Genomic DNA, 19,638 nt, shown 5'->3' on the forward strand with positions numbered 1-19,638 from the left:
GATCGTCTGTTCGGGCAAGCTCAACAATGCCATGCGGCTGACGGCGCTGGACGAGTTCGCCGAGAGGCTGGGGCTGAGGAAGGAACAGGGCGTTGCCGAAGCGCGCGCCATGTATCCAGCGCTCGATGTCGTGGAAGAGGATCTGGCGGCCGACCGCCGGCTGCTGGAAGCGATCGCCGACTGGTGCGACCGATATACACCGATGGTGGCGCTCGATGGCAAGGACGGGTTATTTCTCGACATTACCGGCTGTGCCCATCTCTTCGGCGGCGAAAAGGCGCTTCTGAGGGATATCCTGTCGCGGCTCTTCCATATGGGGCTCGATGCGCGTGGCGCGATCGCCTCATCACCGGGCCTTTCCTGGGCTGTCTCCCGCTTCGGACAGGGCGGCGTGGTGGAGGATGAGGAGACGGAGCGCATGCTGATGCCGCTGCCTGTCGCAGCCCTCCGACTGGAAGGTCAGACCGTCGATGCCCTGAAGAAGCTCGGCCTCAAATATATCGGCGATATCGTTCATGCGCCGCGGGCGCCGCTGACCCGCCGCTTCGGACCGACACTGCTTCTGCGCCTCGATCAAGCACTGGGTCGCGAGGAGGAGCCGATCTCCCCCCGGCTTCCCATCGCCAGCCTCTCGTCCGAACGCCGCCTGGTCGAACCGATCGGAACGGAAGAACAGATCCTTGCCGTCACCAGCCAGATCGCCGTGTCGCTGAAACCGTCGCTGGAGGCGCGTGGAGCCGGCGGGCGAGTGTTCGAGCTGGTGCTGTTTCGCGTCGACGGCAGGGTTTTCCGCATCTCCGTCGGCGCCTCGCAGCCGCTTCGCGAGCCCAAACTCGTTGCCGGCCTTTTTTCCGAGCGGCTGCAAGTGATCCATGACGATCTCGATGCCGGCTATGGCTTCGAGATCCTGCGCCTGAATGTGCTGCGGCATGATCCGTTCAAGGAGACGCAGGGTGATTTCGAGGGCGACCGGCAGGGGGAGATCTCGCTTTCGAGCTTTGTCGACCGTGTTGCGGCCCGGCTTGGTGCGGACTGCCTGCAAAGCTTCCAGCTTCGCGAGAGCCATGTGCCGGAGCGCGCCGTGATCACGGTGCCGGCAATGGAGAGCCTTCCTGCACGGCGCAAGGCAGAGCAGGAAAGCGCTCTTCCTTTCCGTCAGGAGCGCCCCTTGCGGCTCTTTGCAACACCGGAACCTGTCGAGGTCGTATTTGCCGAAGTGCCTGACGGTCCGCCGCAGATTTTCCGCTGGCGACGTCTGCAGCATCAGGTGGCAAGAAGTGAAGGACCGGAACGGATTGCCATGGAATGGTGGATCGACGGAGATGGTGCCGAGGCGCGCGACTATTTCCGGATCGAGGATGAGAACGGGCACCGCTTCTGGATCTATCGCCGCGGCTTCTATGGTCAGGAATTCGATCCCCGCTGGTTCATGCATGGGGTCTTTGCATGAGGCCCGAATCCGCATTCTTTGAGATCGGCACGAGGACGAATTTCTCGTTCCTCGAAGGCGCGTCGAAGCCGGAAGAGATGGTCGTGCAGGCCGCTTACCTGAAGCTCGGCGGCCTCGGTATTGCAGACCGGAATTCGGTTGCCGGCGTGGTGCGAGCACATGCGCAGGCAGAGCAGCTTGAGGAGAGATACAAGAACAGAGATGAAGTTCTGGCCCAGGCGAAGAAGGAAGGAAAAAAGGAGGTGATCCTCGATTCTATCCGGGTTCAGCCGGGCGCCCGCCTCGTCTTTTGCGATGGAACGCCTGATATCCTTGCCTATCCGCGCAACCGGCGAGGTTGGGCAAACCTCTGTCGCCTGCTCAGCGCCGGCAACCTGAAGGAAGAATCGGTCAAGGGAACCTGCATCCTGACGGAAGCAGAGCTCATGGAATGGGGCGATGAGATGATGCTTGCTCTCGTCCCCGAGCGAGCCATTGTGAATGACATCACCAAACAGCCGGAATTCGAAGATTATCTCGAGCGGTTTCGCAAACGCTTTCGCAAGGCATTTTTCATGGCGCTGTCGCCGGCCTATGACGGTCGTGATCGGCAGGCTTTTGCGGTGCTTGCCATGCTTGCTGCTCGAAATCGCGTGCCGCTGATTGCAAGCAATCAACCGCTCTATCACCACCCCGAGCGCCGACCGCTTTCGGATATCGTCATCGCAATCCGGGAGCATGTGGAGATATCGAAAGCCGGATTCCTTCTAGCGCCGAATGGAGAGCGGTATCTCAAGGATTCACGTGAAATATCCAGGATCTTCCGGGATTACCCTGACGCGGTTGAGAACACCCAGGTCTTTTTCGGCAAGCTGAGCTTTTCGCTGAACGAGCTAAAGCACAATTATCCACCTGAAAATGATCCCGGTGAAACGCCGCAGGAGACTCTCGAAAGGCTGACAAGAGCGGGTGCGGTAAAACGTTATCCTGATGGTGTTCCTGAAAAAGTGGCGAAACAGATCGATTACGAACTGAGGCTCGTCGGCGACAAGAACTACGCCTCCTACTTCCTGACGGTTCACAGGATCATTCACCACGCCCGCCATGTGCTCGAAGTTCTGTGTCAGGGGCGAGGGTCGGCGGCTAATTCGGTTGTTTGTTACTGCCTTGAAATTACTGAAGTCGATCCTCAAAAGAGCACGCTCCTCTTCGATCGTTTCATTTCAATGGATCGGGACGAACCGCCGGATATCGACGTTGATTTCGAGCATGAGCGGCGGGAAGAGGTGATTCAGTCTATTTATAAAAGATACGGCGTTGATCATGCCGGGCTGACGGCTGCCGTCACCAGCTATCGCACTCGCTCGGCTGGCCGTGAGGTCGCCAAGGCTTTTGGCCTATCGGAGGATGTTCAGTCGGCGATCAGCAGCCTCGTCTGGGGCTGGTCGGAGGACAACCTCTCGGAACGAGACGCGAAGGCGGCCGGCCTCGATATCAAGGATCCGGTGACACGAAACGTACTGAAATATGCATCTGAGCTTCTGAGCTTTCCACGGCACCTTACCCAGCATGTCGGTGGTTTCGTCATCACGCGTGACCGGCTCGATGAGGTTGTGCCCATCATGAAGACGGCAATGCCGGATCGCTATATGATTGAATGGGATAAGGATGATCTCGACAACGTCAAAATCCTCAAGGTGGATGTCCTGGCACTTGGTATGCTCACCTGCTTGCGCAGAGCTTTCACGCTGCTTGAGTTGCATTACGACGTGAAGAAAACACTCGCCGATCTCGGCCATAAGGAGCACGGAGAGGAGGGCGAGCCGGTTTACGATATGATGGGCCGGGCCGACACACTAGGCGTCTTCCAGATCGAAAGCCGGGCGCAGATGAGCATGCTGCCGCGCCTGAAGCCGAGGGTGTTTTACGACCTTGTCATTGAAGTGGCGATCGTCCGGCCGGGACCGATCCAAGGCGACATGGTGCATCCCTATCTGAAACGCAGAGAGCTGCGGAATAAAAATCTGCCAATCGAATATCCAAGCGATGAGCTGAAGACTGTTCTTGAAAGAACCCTGGGGGTTCCGCTGTTTCAAGAGCAAGCCATGCAGATCGCAATCACCGCGGCGGGTTTCAAGCCAGCAGAAGCCGACCGGCTTCGTCGGGCAATGGCGACCTTCAAAAGGACTGGCACTATCGGCAATTTCGAGCAGCGATTCATCGATGGAATGACGGCAGATGATCGCTACACAAAAGAGTTTTCCCAGCAATGCTTCAACCAGATCAAGGGCTTCGGCGAGTACGGGTTCCCAGAAAGCCATGCCGCTTCCTTCGCGCTGCTTGTCTACGCTTCCTCATGGCTGAAAGCCTACTATCCCGACGTCTTCTGCGCGGCGATGCTGAATTCGCAGCCGATGGGGTTTTATGCGCCGGCACAGCTGGTACGGGATGCGCGTGAGCATGGTGTGAAAATCCTACCGGTCGACATCAATCACTCGGACTGGGAGTGCACACTGGAAGCGGCGGCCTTCGACCGGTCGGCTGTCGATTTCCGCCATGGCGAGATGCGAGGTGTCATCAAGACCCGTCATGCTGTGCGGCTCGGTCTTCGGCAAATCAAGGGCGTTTCCTCTGATGATATGAAGCAGCTCGTAAAAAAACGTGATGACAAATACCACTCAGTGCGTGACCTCTGGCTGCGTTCCGGCTTGCAAAAGTCCGCCATCGAGCGGCTGGCAGATGCGGATGCCTTCCGGTCCATCGGGCTATCGCGACGTGAGGCGCTTTGGGCGGTCCGGGCACTGGATGTGAAGAGCGCGACCGAGGAACTGCCGCTCTTCGAACAGGTCCGCCATATCGACCTCCAGCCCGAGCCTGCTGCAAAGTTGCCGGACATGCTGCCGGGAGAGCAGGTCATCGAGGATTACCGCTACCTGTCGCTGTCTTTGAAGGGGCATCCCGTTTCCTTCCTGCGCGAGGAATTTCGCAAGGCAGGCGTGACGCGCAATGTCGATCTGCTTCGAGTCCCAAATGGACGGAGAGTCACGATTGCAGGGCTGGTGCTGGTGCGCCAGCGGCCGGGCTCGGCCAATGGCGTGATCTTCATGACGCTGGAGGACGAAACCGGTGTTGCCAATGCGATTGTGTGGTCAAAGATGTTCGACAAATATCGCTCGGTCGTCATGGGCGCGCGGCTGGTGAAGATCTATGGCCGCCTGCAAAGCCATAGTGGTGTCATCCATACCGTCGTCGAACATATCGAAGATATGACACCGCTGCTCGGCATCCTTCAGCGGGAGACGAAACGCTTCGGCGTTAGCGAGCGTTCGGATGAGGTCTTGCGGCCAACCCAGGATCATAGACAACAGAAAAAAGCGGATGCACTGGCAAGAGAGGGGTTGGTCAGAAAGATCGCAGACGGGCGCTCGTCGGAGAGGGGTAGGGGTGGCGATATCGCCGAGACGGCAAGCGTAATGCCGCGTGGCCGCAATTTCCACTGACACGCCCTTGAATCCCCGATCGTCATCTTTCTCAAGAGCTTAGGCATAGGCTCACCGGCGTGTGATCGTTGACTGCGGAACAGTGAACGGTTTCGATTGCGAATTTTCTTGACAGTTCCTATCTTCTTTTGCAGAAAACACGATAGTAAGTGTCATGTTTGGAATGAAGACGTGCTCGTCTGCAGTTGCAACTACATAACCGACAAGGAAATCCGGGAGGTTATCAACAACCTTCTCGATGAGGATTGCTGGCAGCTTATCGTGCCTGCGAAGGTCTATCACGCCATGGCCAAGCGTGGCCGTTGCTGTGGTTGCTTCCCCAATGTTGTCGATATCATCATCCAGACAACCGAAGATTATCACGCCCGTCGCCACTCGACGGAGACCGAAATATTTGATTTCATGTCTCGCTTGAAACAATTCCACGAGGAAAACAGGAGAGCGGACATTGAAAGGCGACAAAAAAGTCATCGAGCGGCTTAACGAGGCCCTTTTTCTAGAACTCGGCGCAGTCAACCAGTATTGGGTTCACTATCGTCTCCTCGAGGACTGGGGTTACACCAAGCTCGCCAAGAAGGAACGTGCCGAATCGATCGAAGAAATGCATCATGCAGACCGTCTGGTCGCGCGTATCATCTTCCTCGAAGGCCATCCCAATCTACAGACACTCGCGCCGCTGCGCATCGGTCAGAACGTCAAGGAAGTTCTGGAGGCGGATCTTGCCGGCGAATACGACGCCCGCGCCGCTTACAAGAAGTCGCGTGACATCTGTCATGACGCCGGCGACTACGTTTCCATGAAGCTTTTCGAAGAACTGCTGGCAGACGAGGAAGGTCATATCGACTTCCTCGAGACGCAGCTCGACCTCCTCGGAAAGATCGGTGAAGGGAAGTACGGACAGCTCAACGCGGACTCGGCCAACGAAGCCGAATAACCTGCCACTGGTAATGGAAGTTCAGCCGGCCGCCCTTGAGGCGGCCGGTTTCATTTGGGAGCCTTGATCCGCCGGTTTGGCCGATCGCTCAATCCTCGGGGATCAGGCCGGGGAGGTGCTTGAATTCCGCCACCACGCGCTCATAGACGGCACGCTTGAAGGGAACGATCAGGCCGGGCAGGTCTTCCATCGGCTTCCATTCCCAGGCGTCGAATTCCGGCTCATGGCCGCCGGGCGGCGGGTTGATGGCGATCTCATTTTCGTCGCCCTCGAAGCGGAAGGCGAACCAGCGCTGCGTCTGGCCGCGGTACTTGCCCCTCAGGCCGATACCGATCAGTTGCGGGGGCAGGTCGTAATTGATCCAGTCCTTCGCCTCGGCGAGCAAGGTCACGGTCTTGATGCCGGTTTCTTCATAAAGCTCTCGATAGGCCGCCTCCAGCGGGTCTTCGCCCTTGTCGATGCCGCCCTGCGGCATCTGCCAGAGTTGGGGAGAGCCGTCATATTCGGAATTGCCGTCGGGAATGCGTCGTCCAGCCCAGACCAGGCCCTCACGGTTCAGGATCATCACGCCGACGCAGGGGCGATAGGGCAGATCCTCGGCTCTTACGGTCGCCTGGCTCATGGGTTTCTCCGCTCAGGGATTCTTGGGGTCATTGACGAGCGCTGCAATGCCGACAATCTCGATGCCGCGCATGGTCGCTTCCTCGCTCCATTTGGAGATCGCGTCAATGCTCTCGTCGAAAGCCGAGGCGACGCCGATCGCCTGGCCATTACGGCGGGCGATGCGCTCAAGTTCATCGAGCTTCTGCAGGATGGTGTTCACATCGACCTGACTGTCCAATTGCAGATCGGCGAAGGCGTAAGGAAGCTCCGTGCCCTTGGCGACCACGGCGGTCTTGGATTGCGCCGAAGTGCCGTCGTCGAGAAAGAGCAGACCGCGCTTGCCAATGTCCCGCATGACCGGTTCCATGGCCTTGGGATCGGAGAGGAAACGTCCGCCCAGATAGTTCATGATGCCGGTATAGTTGGTGATCTCGCCCATCGCCCGGTGCAGGCTTTCGATATTCCTCGTCACGGGCTTCGACGTCAGCAGCGTATCCGGTCCCGGATCGTTAGCTGGATAATCGAACGGCTCCAGCGGCACCTGCAGCAATATTTCATGGCCGCCGCGCCGCGCATCCTGCATCCAGCGCTGCAGGCTGTTGCCGCTGGCGGCAAAGGCAAAGGTGATTTCTTCCGGCAATTGCTTTATGGCGCGCTGCGTGCCAGTCTGGCTGAGACCGAGGCCGCTGAGGACGATTGCTATGCGGGTGCCGCGCGTGCCGGACCATGGCCGCGCATATTGATCCATCGCCCGCTGGCCATCAGGACCTGTGATCGGTAGGCGGCCGAAGGGCGTATCTTCAATGAGATTGTCGTTGGGGATGGCCGCCATACGCGGATCCTGTCCCCTCTGCGTGGCATCGACCAGAACCGGGCCGCTGCCGTCGCGTGGACGAGGGCTGTATTTGGTGACGACGGAACCGTCGCCGGTCACCATGTGCTCTACGTTGGCGCCGGATTGCGGCTCGGAACGCGGTATGCCGTTTGCAGCCTGATTGCCAGATGCCTGCGGCTCCTGGATCGTATCGGTCGGCGGCGCGGCAGACCTGTCCTGCGATGCCGGAGGCTTCGACTGTTCGAGGCCATCATTGCGAAATGCCGTGTAAAGGGAAAAGCCGCCAATCGCGACAAGACAGACGCTCGCGGCAATCTGTCCGATCCGCAATATGCCTGGGCGCTTTCGCGTGGCCTTGCGGTTGCGGCCTAGAGGTGCATGCAGGTCCGTTCCCAATTCGTTGCCACTCCAAAACCGGGAAACAGCAGAAAGCCTCAAGGCCGGGCGGGTGCCCGGCCTTGAGAACGATGAATTACTTGGCGACGACGGCCTTCTCCGGGTCCGGTGGGAAGGACGGGTCAGTCTTCTTGCCGCGCAACAGATCGAGCGCGTAGTTGAGCTGTACGTCATCCTTCGGATCCGGCGGGACGTAGGCAACCGAGCCCGAACCTTCGTCAGTCTCGCTCTGGCCCTTGATGTGACCGCGCAGGCTGGATTCGCCTTCGGTTACCATCTTGCCCTGCAATTCCTGGGGCAGCGGCTCCTCGACCTTGATGTCAGGCGTGATGCCGGTGCCCTGGATCGAGCGGCCCGACGGCGTGTAGTAGAGCGCCGTCGTCAGGCGCAACGCGCCGTTTTCGCCAAGCGGAATGATCGTCTGGACCGAGCCCTTGCCGAATGAACGCGTGCCGAGAACGGTGCCACGGCGCAGATCCTGCAGGGCGCCGGCGACGATTTCCGATGCCGAAGCCGAGCCGCCGTTGATGAGGACGATCAGCGGCTTACCATCCGTCAGATCGCCCGGGCCAGCGTTGAAGCGGCGGGTTTCGTCCGGATTGCGGCCACGGGTGGACACCACTTCGCCGCGCTGCAGGAAGGCGTCCGAAACGTTGATCGCCTGATCGAGCAGACCGCCGGGGTTGAGACGCAGGTCAAGGACGAAGCCCTTGAGCTTGTCGGCCGGAACGGTCGCTTTGATCTTCTGGATCGCCTTTTCGAGGTCTGGATAGGTCTTCTCGGTGAAGGAGATGACGCGCAGGTAGCCGACATCATCCTCAACGCGCGACTTGACCGCCTGAACGGCAACGACGTCACGTACGATCGTCAGTTCGATCGGCTTGTCGGCGCCCTTGCGGATGAGCGTCAGCTTGATCGGCGTGTTGACGGCGCCGCGCATCTTCTCGACGGCGTCTTCGAGCTTCAGGCCGCGAACGGACTGGCCGTCGATTTCCGAGATGTAGTCGCCGGCTAGAACGCCGGCTTTGGCAGCCGGGGTGTCGTCGATCGGGGTGATGACCTTGACGAGCTCGTCTTCCATGGTGACTTCGATACCGAGGCCGCCGAACTCACCCTTGGTCTGGGTGCGCATGTCTTCGGCGTCCTTCGCATTCATGTAGCTGGAATGCGGATCGAGCGAGGAAAGCATACCATTGATGGCGCTTTCGATCAGCTTGTCCTCGGCCGGCGGCGTCACATATTGCGCACGTACGCGTTCGAAGACATCACCGAATACCGAAAGCTCCTTATAGGTCGATGCTCCCGCCGCCTCTGCAGGCACACCTGCCGAGTAAATGACGCTCATGGCGGTCGCGCCCATCAGTGCGCCGACCAGAACAAGAGAAGCCCTACGAATCATTGCGTGCCTTTCCAGTGTCTTTGGCGGTCCACCACGGTCGGGAATCGACCGGTTTACCGTCCTTTCGAAACTCAATGTAAAGCGTTGGCCGATCTGTTTCCAGCGCCAATGCTGTTGCGCTTGCCACTCTTTTCGCACCCATCACGGCCAGGGGCTCGCCGGAGAAAACAAATTTTCCCTGACGGGTGTTGATCGTATCCATGCCTGAAAGAACCAGGTGGTATCCGTTGCCAGCGTCGAGGATGATCATCTGGCCATAGCTGCGGAAAGCACCGGCAAAAACCACCAGCCCATCAGCAGGGGCCGTCACCACCGTTTCCGGGTTGGTCGCGACCGTCATTCCCATGGCCTCGTGTCCGGTGCCGTCGGCATCGCCGAACTGACGCAGAGTATCGCCTGCCACAGGCAGCTCCAGTTTCGCCTTCAATTCTCCGAAGGGATATGCGGGCGCAATGCGGTTTTTATCGGGCACACCGCTGTCGGCAAGGGCCTTTGCCTGGGCGCGCTGTTCGTCCGTCAGAAGCTTGCGGTTCTCCTCCGCCTGTCGGGCGGCAGCCGCGGCGTCGCGCACCGACGCGATCTCCGTCTCCATCGAGGCGACGAGGCTTTCCAGTGTGGTCGCTTTGCTCGCCAGCTCCTCTGAGCGCTGCTTTTCGGCTCCCAGCTCCGCTGCGTTGGAGCGGCTCAGCTTGTCGTTTTCGGCAAGCAGCAGGTCCATGCGCCGTTCCTCCTCCAGGCTGTTTGCCATGGTGGTGGTCAGGCCTTCCTTCTCCTTGGCGCTTGCCGTCTGCAGTGCTGCAAGGCCGGCAAGATCAGCCGCCAGCTTTTCCGTCTCGTTGCGGATGCCGGGCACTACGGCGCCAAGCAGAATGGCGCTGCGAACGGAGGCAAGTGCATCGTCGGGGCTGACGAGAAGGGCGGGCGGCGGGTTGCGGCCCATGCGCTGGAGAGCGGCGAGAACCTCAGCAAGGACGCCGCGACGTTCGTGCAGCGAGCGGCGGATGCCGTCTTCCTTGACGCCGAGCTCAGCGAGCTTCTTTTCGCTTTCGAGGATCTTGCCTTCCAGGGATTTGCGCCGCGCAGCGGATTCGATCAGCGCCTGGCGGATGCTCGCGGTGCTCTTTTCCAGATTGCCGATGCTGCTTTGAAGCTCGGTCACCTTGTCGGAGGAAAGGCTGATCGTCTTCGACAGCGCTTCCAGCTGGGTTCTCGTCTCGTCGCGCTTCTTCGCAAGTTCAGCGGCAGGATCAGGCGGCTGCTGTTCGGCGGGTGTTGCGGGAGCAGCTGTTTCGGCAGCGGCAGGCGGTGGCGGAGCATCCTGCGCCATTACAGCAAAGGGGTTTCCCGAAATGGCAATGCTGGCCGCGCCGAGCCCTGCGGCAACGGCCGGCAGGAACAGGCGGGATCGCTTGGGGGCAGCTCTCGTCATGCGTGTCGGGGTTTACTCGTTCAAATCGCCCGGAACCTAAGCTGATTTGGGGCTGTTGACCAGAAAGTTTGAAGGAGAAGGGGCCGGACGCAAAACACGGCTGCGTGACCATTTTCGGCTGTATCAGACGCGATGATAGGGGTGGCCGGACAGGATGGTGACAGCGCGGTAGAGCTGTTCGGCAATCAGCGTGCGAACAATCTGGTGCGGCCATGTCATCTTGCCAAGGCAGATCGTCATGTTGGCCCGGTCGTAGAGGGAAGGATCAAGGCCGTCGGCGCCGCCGATCGCGATCGTCAGGTCGCGCTTGCCCTGATCGCGATAGCCACCCAGAAGATTGGCGAAGGCTTCGCTGTCCAGCGCCTTGCCGCGTTCGTCGAGGAGAACGAGGATACTGCCTTCGGCAAGCGATTTCAGCAATATTGCCGCTTCCTCACGCTTGCGGGTCTCCGCATTTGAAGCGCGGCTTTCGGCCACTTCGGCGATACGAGAAAATTCGAGGCCGACGGCGGGACCGGCCTTCGCAAAACGGTCGAAATAACGGGCCGCAAGATCCTTTTCGGGGCCGGACTTCAGCCGTCCCACCGCAAAAAGACCAATCCGCATTCCTCCGCTCCTGCTATGCCGCGCTTTAGAAGCGCAGCGTGGACTTTCCGGCCGGCTATCGAAAGCCGGCCCGGTCAGTTACCACGTTTCAGGCGCCGGACGAATGCCTGGCTGCCTGTCAGTGCCGGGTTTCTTCGTCCATATCCGGAGCCGCCCACATCTTTTCGATGTTATAGAACTCGCGGATTTCGGGACGGAACACATGCACGATGATGTCACCGGTGTCGATCAGGATCCAGTCACCACCTTCCTGACCTTCGACGCGGGCAGTACCGAAGCCCTCGTCCTTGAGATCAGTCAGAAGATGATCGGCGATCGCCATGACATGCCTGTTCGAGCGGCCGGAGACGACAACCATGTAGTCTCCCAGCGCCGATTTTCCGGCAATGTTTATGGTGACGATATCTTCAGCTTTGGAATCCTCGAGGCTCACGAGGACGGCGTCCAGAGCACGGGCAGCGGCATCGGCGCCACGTTCTGCACTCTTCGGGATAACGGCCAGCGTTTTTCCCTTGGCGTGTACTGTTGTCAGTGCTTTCCCTTTCCTGGAATGACAAACCATGCACAACACAGATCCGATAGAACCGGATCATGGTTAAGATAGGCATCAAACTATTAATGTTTCAAGACGCGGCGCAGCGCGCGAACGGCCGAAAGCCGTATTTGGCGTCACGAAATCGAGATTTCGACCCTCGGTCGAGATGGAGGGGCTGTGTACAGCGTCAGCGGTCGGGCGTAAAGTGTCGCTGACTTCTGCAAATCCCGATCGATATGACCGAAACCACCAAAAATCCGCTCACACCCGTCCTGCGAATCACCTTCCCCGACGACGATCGCCTCGGCCACGGCAAGATGGAACTGCTCGAGCATATCCGCGAGACAGGTTCGATCTCGGCGGCCGGTCGGGCAATGGACATGTCCTATCGCCGCGCATGGATGCTGGTTGCCGAGATGAACCGCATGTTCAAGGCCCCGGTGGTGGAGTCGCAGCGCGGCGGCCAGAAGGGTGGGGGAGCGGCGCTGACGCCATTCGGGGAGGAACTGCTGGCGCGCTTTCGCGAAATGGAAGAGACGGTGCGCGCCAGCCTTGCCGACGATCTCGTCTGGCTGCAGAACAACCGCAATCTGCAGCACGAAGGCCAAAGCTGATCAGCCTTCCAGCGCAACCGTCTTGATGACCGCGAAGGCCGCCATGCCAGGATGCAGGCCCAGGCGCTCGCAGGACAACGCGGTAATGCGCGAAAGTATGGCGTCGCCTGTGCAATCGAGGCGGATCTCGACAGTACCCTCCTCCACCGGCGACACCTGCGTGATGGTTCCTGCCAAAATGTTGAGAGCGCTCAATCCTTCCGGCTTCTGTGTTGCCAGCATCACGTCGCGCGCGGGGATGCGGATGCGCACAGGCTTTCCAGCAGCAGGCGCGACACCTGGAACATAGAGTCTGCCCGCCTTCAGCAACACCGTTGCGATTCGGTTGGCCGGATCGACGCTCTCGACCGTGCCCTCCAGCACGGCACCGGCTTCCTTTCGGTCCTCCGGAAGAAGTGACGAACGGCTGAGGACATCCACAGCGGGGCCGGCCGCTTCGACCTTGCCGTCGCGCATGACGACGACCTTGTTGGCCAGGCGGGTTACTTCGGCAATCGAGTGGCTGACATAGACGATCGGAATATCCATCTCGTCGCGCAGGCGCTCGAGATAGGGCAGAATTTCGGCCTTGCGGGCTTCGTCCAGTGCTGCCAGCGGCTCGTCCATCAGGAGCAGACGGGGTGAGGAAAGAAGTGCACGGCCAATCGCCACACGTTGCTTCTCGCCTCCCGACAGCTTTGAAGGGCTGCGGGCGAGCAATTGACCGAGGCCGAGCAGGTCGACGACGCGATCGAAATTTTCGGCGCGTGTGGATTTCGGCGCGAACCAGCGGCCGTACGAGAGGTTCGCCCGGACGCTCAGGTGCGGAAAGAGCCGCGCTTCCTGGAAGACATAGCCGAAACGGCGCCGGTGACGGGGAATAAAGGTACCCTTTGCCGTATCCATCAGCACCTCGCCACCAAGCAGGACACGACCTTCTGCCGGTCGGGTGAGGCCGGCGATGATGCGGATCATGGAGGTCTTGCCGGAGCCGGATCGCCCGAACAGCGCCGTCACGCCGCGCTCGGAGGTGAAGGCGGCGTCGAGTGCGAAGGCGCCGAGACGATGTCTTGCTTCGACGATGAGCGTCATTCCGGATCGATCCTCCGGCCGGCGAGATGGGCAAGAAATTCCGAAGCGAGGAGCGCGAGCATGGAAATGACGATGGAAACGAGGGTGAGCCGCATGGCATTCGCATCGCCGCCCGGCACCTGTGTAAAGGTATAGATGGCCGCAGACAGTGTCTGCGTTTCGCCCGGGATATTGGAGACGAAGGTGATGGTGGCGCCGAACTCGCCCATCGCCTTGGCAAAGCAGAGGATCATGCCGGCAATGATGCCGGGAATGATCAGGGGCAGCGTGATGGTCAGGAAAACCCATGTCGGGCTCGCGCCGAGTGTACCGGCCGCCTCCTCGAGCTTGCGGTCGACGGCCTCGAGGGACAGGCGGATGCTGCGCACCATCAACGGAAAGCCCATAACGCCGCAGGCGAGCGCCGCACCCGTCCAGCGGAAGGAGAGCACGATACCCAGATATTGATCCAGCAGGCTGCCGATCGGGCCACGCCGGCCGAAAAGGATGAGGAGGATGAAGCCGGTGACGACGGGTGGCAGGATCAGCGGCAGGTGAACGATGCCGTTCACTATGGACTTGCCCCAGAAGCGGCCGCGGGCGAGCAGCAGGGCGATGAGGATGCCGAGTGGCAGGCCCGCCACCGTGGCGACGAAGGAAATGCGCAGGCTGAGCAGGATTGCCGTCCACTCCTCATCGCTCAAGCCGAACATATTCAAACGTTGTCTTCTCCCGAAACATCGAAGGCCCGCCGAAGCGAGCCTTCACGCTAAGCTCTCACCGCAGATTGCGGGATTATTTCAGGATGGTGAAGCCCTGTGCAGTGAAGAAGGAGGCTGCCTTGTCCGACTTAAGGAAGTCGAGATAGGCAACGGCGTCCGGATTCTTGCTCTCGGCGAGGAGAGCGATCGGATAGATAATCGGCGGGTGGGACTCGGCCGGGAAGGTGCCGACGATCGCAACGCCCTTATCGGCAGCGGCATCCGTCTGGTAAACGATACCGAAAGGTGCTTCACCGCGGGAAACGAAGGCGAGGGCGGCGCGCACGCTCTCCGAATAGGCAACCTTGGTTTCGACAGACTTCCAGACGCCGAGCTTGTCGAGCGCCGCTTGACCGTATTTGCCGGCCGGAACCGACTTCGGCTCACCCATGGCGAGTTTACCGTCGCCGATGAGGCCGGCGAGATCGAAGCCGGACTTTATTTCGACAGGCTTCTGCTTGCCGTTTTCCGCAACCAGGACGAGGCGGTTGCCGAGCAGGTTGGAGCGTGTGTCCGGCTTGATCAGTTTTTTATCGGCGACGTAATCCATCCAGTTCAGGTCGGCAGAAATGAAAACGTCAGCGGGGGCGGCATTTTCGATCTGCTTGGCCAGCGCACCGCTTGCTGCATAGGAGGCAACGGCTTCCTTGCCGCTTTCCTTGGCCCAGGCCGCGTTGGCGGCATCAAGCGCATCCTTCAGGCTTGCCGCGGCAAAGACAGTTACCTTTTCCGCGGCTGCGGCAGACGTCGAAAGCGCTGCTGCGCCAAGCCAGATGGCCGAGATCGCGACAGTTGCCAGTTTCATCCAGTGGCGGCGGCTCTGCATGATTTCTTCACTCCGAAGTTCGAAATATTTAGACGAATATAACGGCGTGTGAGCTTTGGCTAGAGTTGTATTTCATAAAACATAACGATAGCGGAGCCGCAATTTCCCGGGGTCGCCTCTTCACGCATTCGTGAGGTGCATGGCTCCCGCCAAAGCGAGAGCTCGTGAGGCAAAAATGTGGCGCTTCTGCTTGGCAAACAGCAAGAGATCTGGCCGATCAGTTTGGATCAATCTGCTTTTGCTGATTAAACCGGCAGCGAATTCGATCTGTTCCGCGGAGGTTTGCATTTTTTGCATTGCTGCAATGCACCGGTATATATTCACCTTCTGAACAAATGTGCTAAATGACAATCATCCGACGGCTTCTCCTCCTCCCATAGCCGTCCGATAGGATCGACAACACTCCTCCTCCCAGTTGTCGATCAAGTTTTAAGCCCGACGCACCTCCTCCCGCGTCGGGCTTTTCATTTCTGGGAACTTTCAAACAAACCGATTTATTCTGCGGCCTTGTGCTGATCGCCGTTGCGGATGGCCGTCGAGCTCAAAGTCGAGCGAGGACCGTGAATGAAGGTCCAGGCGGGCGCCCGCTTCTTCCAGAGAACACGGGCATCATCTTCGTCGATTCGGGCAAAGGCAAAGGTCTTGGCCATTTTCGAGGAAAGGTAAGAAAGCGTCGAGCCTGGCCGGTCGATGACAGCGATCGGGAAGGTTCGCGCGATATTCTGCCATTTCTGCCAGCGATGGAAATTTTCCAGGCTGTCGGCGCCCATGATCCAGATGAAATGCACATGCGGATTGCGCGCCTTCACGCGGGCAAGCGTATTGGCCGTGTAGCTTACACCAAATGCCTGTTCGAAGGCGGTGACCTTGATATGCGGGTCGGTGGCGATGCTTTCGCTGCGCGCCAAACGCTCCGAAAGTGGTGCCAGATGATTGCGGCTTTTCAGCGGATTGCCGGGAGTCACCATCCACCAGAGCTGATCCAGGCCCAGGCGGCGGATGGCGATTTCGGCGACTAGGCCGTGGCCTTCATGTGGCGGATTGAACGAGCCGCCGAATAGACCGACGATCATGCCGCGTTCGCTATGCGGCATGCGGAGATAACGCCGGTCTATATGCTCCGTGGTCACGTCAGGGCCGCGTCTGTCCGTGACCGCGAACGCGGTATTTGAAGGAGGTGAGTTGCTCGACGCCAACAGGGCCACGCGCATGCATCTTGCCGGTGGCGATACCGATCTCCGCACCCATGCCGAATTCGCCGCCATCGGCAAACTGGGTGGAGGCGTTGTGCAGCAGGATGGCCGAGTCGATCTCCGTGAAGAAGCGTTCGACTACCTCAGGGTCTTCGGCAAGCACGGCTTCGGTATGGTTCGACGAATATTTCTGGATATGGTCGATCGCACCGGAAATGCCGTCAACGACGGCAACGGAAATGATGGCATCCAGATATTCGGTCGACCAGTCTTCGTCGGTGGCAGGCTTCAGGCCCGGCACGACCTTGAGAACCGTGGCCGAGCCGCGAACCTCGCAGCCGGCTTCAATGAGAGCCTCGATCAGCGGCGTCAGGTGCGTTCCGATGGCGGCGCCGTCGACCAGCAGGGTCTCGGCTGCGCCGCAGACGCCGGTGCGGCGCATCTTGGCATTGACGACGATCTTCTTCGCCATATCGATATCGGCTGATGCATCGACATAGATATGGCAGAGGCCTTCGAGATGGGCGAAAACCGGTACGCGTGCCTCGCTCTGAACGCGAGCAACGAGGCTCTTGCCGCCGCGCGGCACGATGACGTCGATTGCACCATCAAGCCCGCGCAGCATGGCGCCGACAGCGGCACGGTCGGTCACGGGCACGAGCTGGATCGCATGTTCCGGCAGGCCTACGGCTTTCAGGCCCTCGACCATGCAGGCATGGATGGCGGCTGAGGAACGACGCGAATCCGAACCGCAGCGCAGGATCACGGCATTGCCGGCCTTCAGGCACAGCGCGCCGGCATCCGCCGTCACGTTCGGCCGGCTTTCGAAGATCACGCCGATGACGCCGAGCGGGGTGCGGACGCGCTCGATCTTCAGGCCGTTCGGCCGATCCCAGGCGGTAATCACTTCGCCAACAGGATCGGGAAGGGCGGCGATGGCGCGGATGCCTTCGGCCATTTCCGTGACGCGCTTGTCGTTCAGCGTCAGGCGATCAATGAAGGAGGCGAGCATGTCGGTGCCCGCCACATCCTTCAAGTCCTTGGTGTTTTCCGAGAGTATATGAGCCTTGTTCGCCAGGATGGCGTCGGCCATGGCGTCCAGAGCCTTGTTCTTGGCATCGGTGGAAGCAAAGCCCAATGGTCGCGCGGCGGCCTTGGCCTTGCGGCCGATGTCGTTCATCAGCACGTCAATGTCAGGGCTCTGCGCAACTGTATCAAGCATAACTTGCGTCCTTCTTCTGCCTTTCAGATTTGGAGCCGATCTGCGCCGTCATGACCATATCGTCGCGATGGACCATGGCGGCGCGGCCGGGATAACCGAGGATGGCCTCGATCTCCGCCGATTTGCGGCCGGCGATCTGGCGGGCTTCCTCTGCGTCGTAACTGACGAGCCCACGGGCGATCTCGCGGCCGGAGGGGGCGATGATTGCAACAGTATCGCCGCGGGAAAAATTGCCGGAGATGCTGCGCACGCCTGCCGGCAGCAGGCTCTTGCCTGCGCCGAGAGCCGTGACGGCACCTTCATCGAGATGGAGCGTTCCGGCGGGCTGAAGCTGTCCTGCAATCCAGGTTTTGCGAGCAGTCACGGGCGTACCAGACGGTGCAAACCAGGAAGAGCGCGCACCATTTTCAATGGCCGAAAGCGGGCTTTCCGTCTTGCCTGACGCGATGATCATGGCGCAGCCTGAAGTCGTGGCGATCTTGCCGGCATCGATCTTGGTGCGCATGCCGCCACGGGAGAGTTCGGAGGCTGCGCCGCCAGCCATGGCCTCGATCTCGGGGGTAATTTCCGCAATGGTTTCCAGGAATTGCGCATTCGGATCGAGATGCGGCGGAGCGGTATAGAGACCGTCGATATCGGAGAGAAGGATCAGCAGGTCGGCGCCAGTCATGGTGGCGACGCGGGCGGCGAGGCGGTCGTTATCGCCGTAGCGGATCTCGCTGGTCGCGACCGTGTCATTCTCGTTGATGATCGGCACGGCGCTGATCTTCAGAAGCTGGTTGATGGTGGCGCGGGCATTGAGGTAACGGCGCCGCTCTTCGGTATCACCCAAGGTCAGCAGGATCTGGCCGGCGATGATCGCATCACGCGAAAGGCTTTCCGACCAGGCTCTCGCCAGCGCGATCTGGCCGACGGCCGCTGCCGCCTGGCTCTCCTCGAGCTTCAGGGCGCCGGAGGGAAGGTCGAGTACCGAGCGGCCAAGTGCGATAGCGCCGGAGGAGACGACGAGGATATCGGCGCCTTTGGACTTCAGCGCGGCGATGTCTGCGCACATGGCATCAAGCCAGTCTTTCCGCAGGCCGGTCTTGCGGTCCACCAGCAGGGCGGAACCGATCTTGATGACGACGCGGCGATAGCGGTCCAGAGGCTTGCGGTTACTCATCCACCTCGTCCTCGTCGCTCGCGATCATGTCGCGATGGCGCAGCTTCGGCGTCTTGGCAGGCTTTTCCTCGGTATTGGCTTCGACGATGATGTCGCGCAGCGCGCGCAACACTTCCGTCATTCCCTTGCCGGTGACGGCAGAAATCTGGAAAGGCGTCTTGCCGCAGGCCTTGGCGAGTTCCTTGGCCTTCTTCTTCAGTGTCGCATCATCAAGCACATCGATCTGCGACAGTGCGACGATCTCCGGCTTGTCGGCCAGCTCGTTGCCATAGGCTTCGAGCTCATGCTTCACCGTCTTATAGGCTTTGCCGACCTTTTCTTCCTGGGCGGAGACGAGATGCAGCAGCACGCGGGTGCGCTCGACATGGCCGAGGAAGCGGTCGCCGATACCCACACCTTCATGCGCGCCTTCGATGAGACCGGGAATATCGGCAAGGATGAATTCCCGCTCGTCGATGGTCGCGACACCGAGGTTCGGATGCAGCGTCGTGAAGGGGTAATTCGCGATCTTCGGACGGGCGCGCGTTACCGAAGCAAGGAAGGTGGACTTGCCGGCATTCGGCAGCCCGACGAGGCCGGCATCGGCAATCAGCTTCAGATGCAGCCAGAGGGTCTTTTCCTCGCCGGCGAGGCCGGGATTGGCCCAGTCCGGCGCCTGGTTGACCGAAGACTTGAAGTGGGAGTTGCCGAAGCCGCCATTGCCACCCTTGGCGAGACAGAAGCGCTGGCCCTCTTCGGTGAGGTCGCAGATCAGGGTTTCTTGATCCTCTTCGAGGATCTGCGTGCCGACGGGAACCTTGAGCGTCACGTCGTCGCCATTGGCGCCGGTGCGGTTCTTGCCCATGCCGTGCATGCCGACCTTGGCCTTGAAGTGCTGCTGGAAGCGGAAATCGATCAGCGTGTTGAGGCCGTTGACGGCCTCCACCCAGACGTCGCCGCCGCGTCCGCCGTCGCCGCCGTCAGGCCCGCCGAACTCGATGAATTTCTCACGGCGGAAGGAAACGCTGCCAGCGCCACCATCACCCGACCGGATATAGACCTTTGCTTCATCGAGAAATTTCATTTTACTTCCAGTACTCAGTGCGTTTGGGCGACCCCTCTTGGGCCACTCGATATAGGCGGTTCAAGCGGAGGTCAAAGAATA

Annotated in this window: 18 protein-coding genes; 5 read left to right on the top strand and 13 right to left on the bottom strand. The window is 60.0% G+C overall.

The features are described from left to right. The first annotated feature begins 1 nt into the window (after position 1). The 4 genes from AC1DUP_RS27215 to bfr all read left to right on the top strand — a co-directional run bounded on the left by AC1DUP_RS27215 (position 2) and on the right by bfr (position 5,863). On the top strand, positions 2-1,450 hold the full coding sequence (locus tag AC1DUP_RS27215; protein WP_477835865.1) for a Y-family DNA polymerase: 1,449 nt from the start codon (positions 2-4) through the stop codon (positions 1,448-1,450). After that, positions 1,447-4,929 carry an error-prone DNA polymerase gene (locus AC1DUP_RS27220; RefSeq protein ID WP_115036056.1) on the top strand — a complete coding sequence of 1,161 codons (3,483 nt, stop codon included), beginning with the start codon at positions 1,447-1,449 and terminating at the stop codon, positions 4,927-4,929. The genes AC1DUP_RS27215 and AC1DUP_RS27220 overlap by 4 nt, the downstream gene beginning before the upstream one ends. A 96-nt stretch (positions 4,930-5,025) precedes the next feature. Continuing rightward, a complete protein-coding gene (locus AC1DUP_RS27225; protein WP_113310217.1) occupies positions 5,026-5,412 on the top strand; it encodes a (2Fe-2S)-binding protein in 387 nt (128 codons plus the stop codon). Next, the gene (gene bfr / locus AC1DUP_RS27230; protein WP_113300795.1) at positions 5,378-5,863 is read left to right on the top strand and encodes a bacterioferritin; all 486 of its coding nucleotides are present in this window, start codon (positions 5,378-5,380) and stop codon (positions 5,861-5,863) included. The genes AC1DUP_RS27225 and bfr overlap by 35 nt, the downstream gene beginning before the upstream one ends. Positions 5,864-5,951: 88 nt before the next feature. Here the strand turns inward: bfr and AC1DUP_RS27235 are convergent, their stop codons facing one another. The 6 genes from AC1DUP_RS27235 to rsfS all read right to left on the bottom strand — a co-directional run bounded on the left by AC1DUP_RS27235 (position 5,952) and on the right by rsfS (position 11,693). Then, entirely contained in the window at positions 5,952-6,485 is a 534-nt protein-coding gene (locus AC1DUP_RS27235; protein ID WP_477835794.1) for an RNA pyrophosphohydrolase, read from the bottom strand. 12 nt (positions 6,486-6,497) lie between these two features. Continuing rightward, a complete protein-coding gene (locus AC1DUP_RS27240) occupies positions 6,498-7,697 on the bottom strand; it encodes a divergent polysaccharide deacetylase family protein (protein ID WP_113310215.1) in 1,200 nt (399 codons plus the stop codon). A gap of 76 nt (positions 7,698-7,773) precedes the next feature. Next, a complete protein-coding gene (locus AC1DUP_RS27245; protein WP_113300792.1) occupies positions 7,774-9,096 on the bottom strand; it encodes a S41 family peptidase in 1,323 nt (440 codons plus the stop codon). Continuing rightward, on the bottom strand, positions 9,086-10,495 hold the full coding sequence (locus tag AC1DUP_RS27250; RefSeq protein WP_113310250.1) for a murein hydrolase activator EnvC family protein: 1,410 nt from the start codon (positions 10,493-10,495) through the stop codon (positions 9,086-9,088). The genes AC1DUP_RS27245 and AC1DUP_RS27250 overlap by 11 nt, the downstream gene beginning before the upstream one ends. Positions 10,496-10,648: 153 nt before the next feature. Further along, on the bottom strand, positions 10,649-11,131 hold the full coding sequence (gene rlmH, locus AC1DUP_RS27255) for a 23S rRNA (pseudouridine(1915)-N(3))-methyltransferase RlmH (protein ID WP_113300791.1): 483 nt from the start codon (positions 11,129-11,131) through the stop codon (positions 10,649-10,651). A gap of 118 nt (positions 11,132-11,249) precedes the next feature. After that, positions 11,250-11,693, bottom strand: coding sequence for a ribosome silencing factor (rsfS, locus tag AC1DUP_RS27260; protein ID WP_113300790.1), 444 nt, complete (start codon positions 11,691-11,693; stop codon positions 11,250-11,252). A 209-nt stretch (positions 11,694-11,902) separates the two neighbouring features. On the opposite strand from rsfS, the gene AC1DUP_RS27265 reads away from it, so the two are divergent. After that, positions 11,903-12,280: a winged helix-turn-helix domain-containing protein gene (locus tag AC1DUP_RS27265; protein WP_113300789.1), complete on the top strand. Its 378-nt coding sequence runs from the start codon at positions 11,903-11,905 to the stop codon at positions 12,278-12,280. Here the strand turns inward: AC1DUP_RS27265 and modC are convergent, their stop codons facing one another. From modC to obgE, 7 genes are all read right to left on the bottom strand, one after another. Then, on the bottom strand, positions 12,281-13,351 hold the full coding sequence (gene modC / locus AC1DUP_RS27270; protein ID WP_113310214.1) for a molybdenum ABC transporter ATP-binding protein: 1,071 nt from the start codon (positions 13,349-13,351) through the stop codon (positions 12,281-12,283). Continuing rightward, a complete protein-coding gene (modB, locus tag AC1DUP_RS27275; RefSeq protein ID WP_113300787.1) occupies positions 13,348-14,049 on the bottom strand; it encodes a molybdate ABC transporter permease subunit in 702 nt (233 codons plus the stop codon). The genes modC and modB overlap by 4 nt, the downstream gene beginning before the upstream one ends. A gap of 76 nt (positions 14,050-14,125) precedes the next feature. Further along, positions 14,126-14,917, bottom strand: coding sequence for a molybdate ABC transporter substrate-binding protein (gene modA, locus AC1DUP_RS27280; protein WP_113310213.1), 792 nt, complete (start codon positions 14,915-14,917; stop codon positions 14,126-14,128). 494 nt (positions 14,918-15,411) lie between these two features. After that, positions 15,412-16,011 (bottom strand): nicotinate-nucleotide adenylyltransferase, encoded by a 600-nt coding sequence (locus tag AC1DUP_RS27285; RefSeq protein ID WP_477835800.1) that lies wholly within the window; start codon positions 16,009-16,011, stop codon positions 15,412-15,414. Positions 16,012-16,048: 37 nt separating this feature from the next. Beyond that, positions 16,049-17,332 (bottom strand): glutamate-5-semialdehyde dehydrogenase, encoded by a 1,284-nt coding sequence (locus tag AC1DUP_RS27290; RefSeq protein WP_113310210.1) that lies wholly within the window; start codon positions 17,330-17,332, stop codon positions 16,049-16,051. Beyond that, complete coding sequence (gene proB / locus AC1DUP_RS27295) at positions 17,325-18,494, bottom strand: glutamate 5-kinase (protein ID WP_113310209.1); 1,170 nt, start codon at positions 18,492-18,494, stop codon at positions 17,325-17,327. Before proB ends, AC1DUP_RS27290 begins: the two co-directional genes overlap by 8 nt. After that, positions 18,487-19,557, bottom strand: coding sequence for a GTPase ObgE (gene obgE / locus AC1DUP_RS27300; protein ID WP_113300781.1), 1,071 nt, complete (start codon positions 19,555-19,557; stop codon positions 18,487-18,489). The genes proB and obgE overlap by 8 nt, the downstream gene beginning before the upstream one ends. Positions 19,558-19,638 lie beyond the last annotated feature (81 nt).

Source organism: Rhizobium sp. 01L419 (assembly GCF_056400025.1).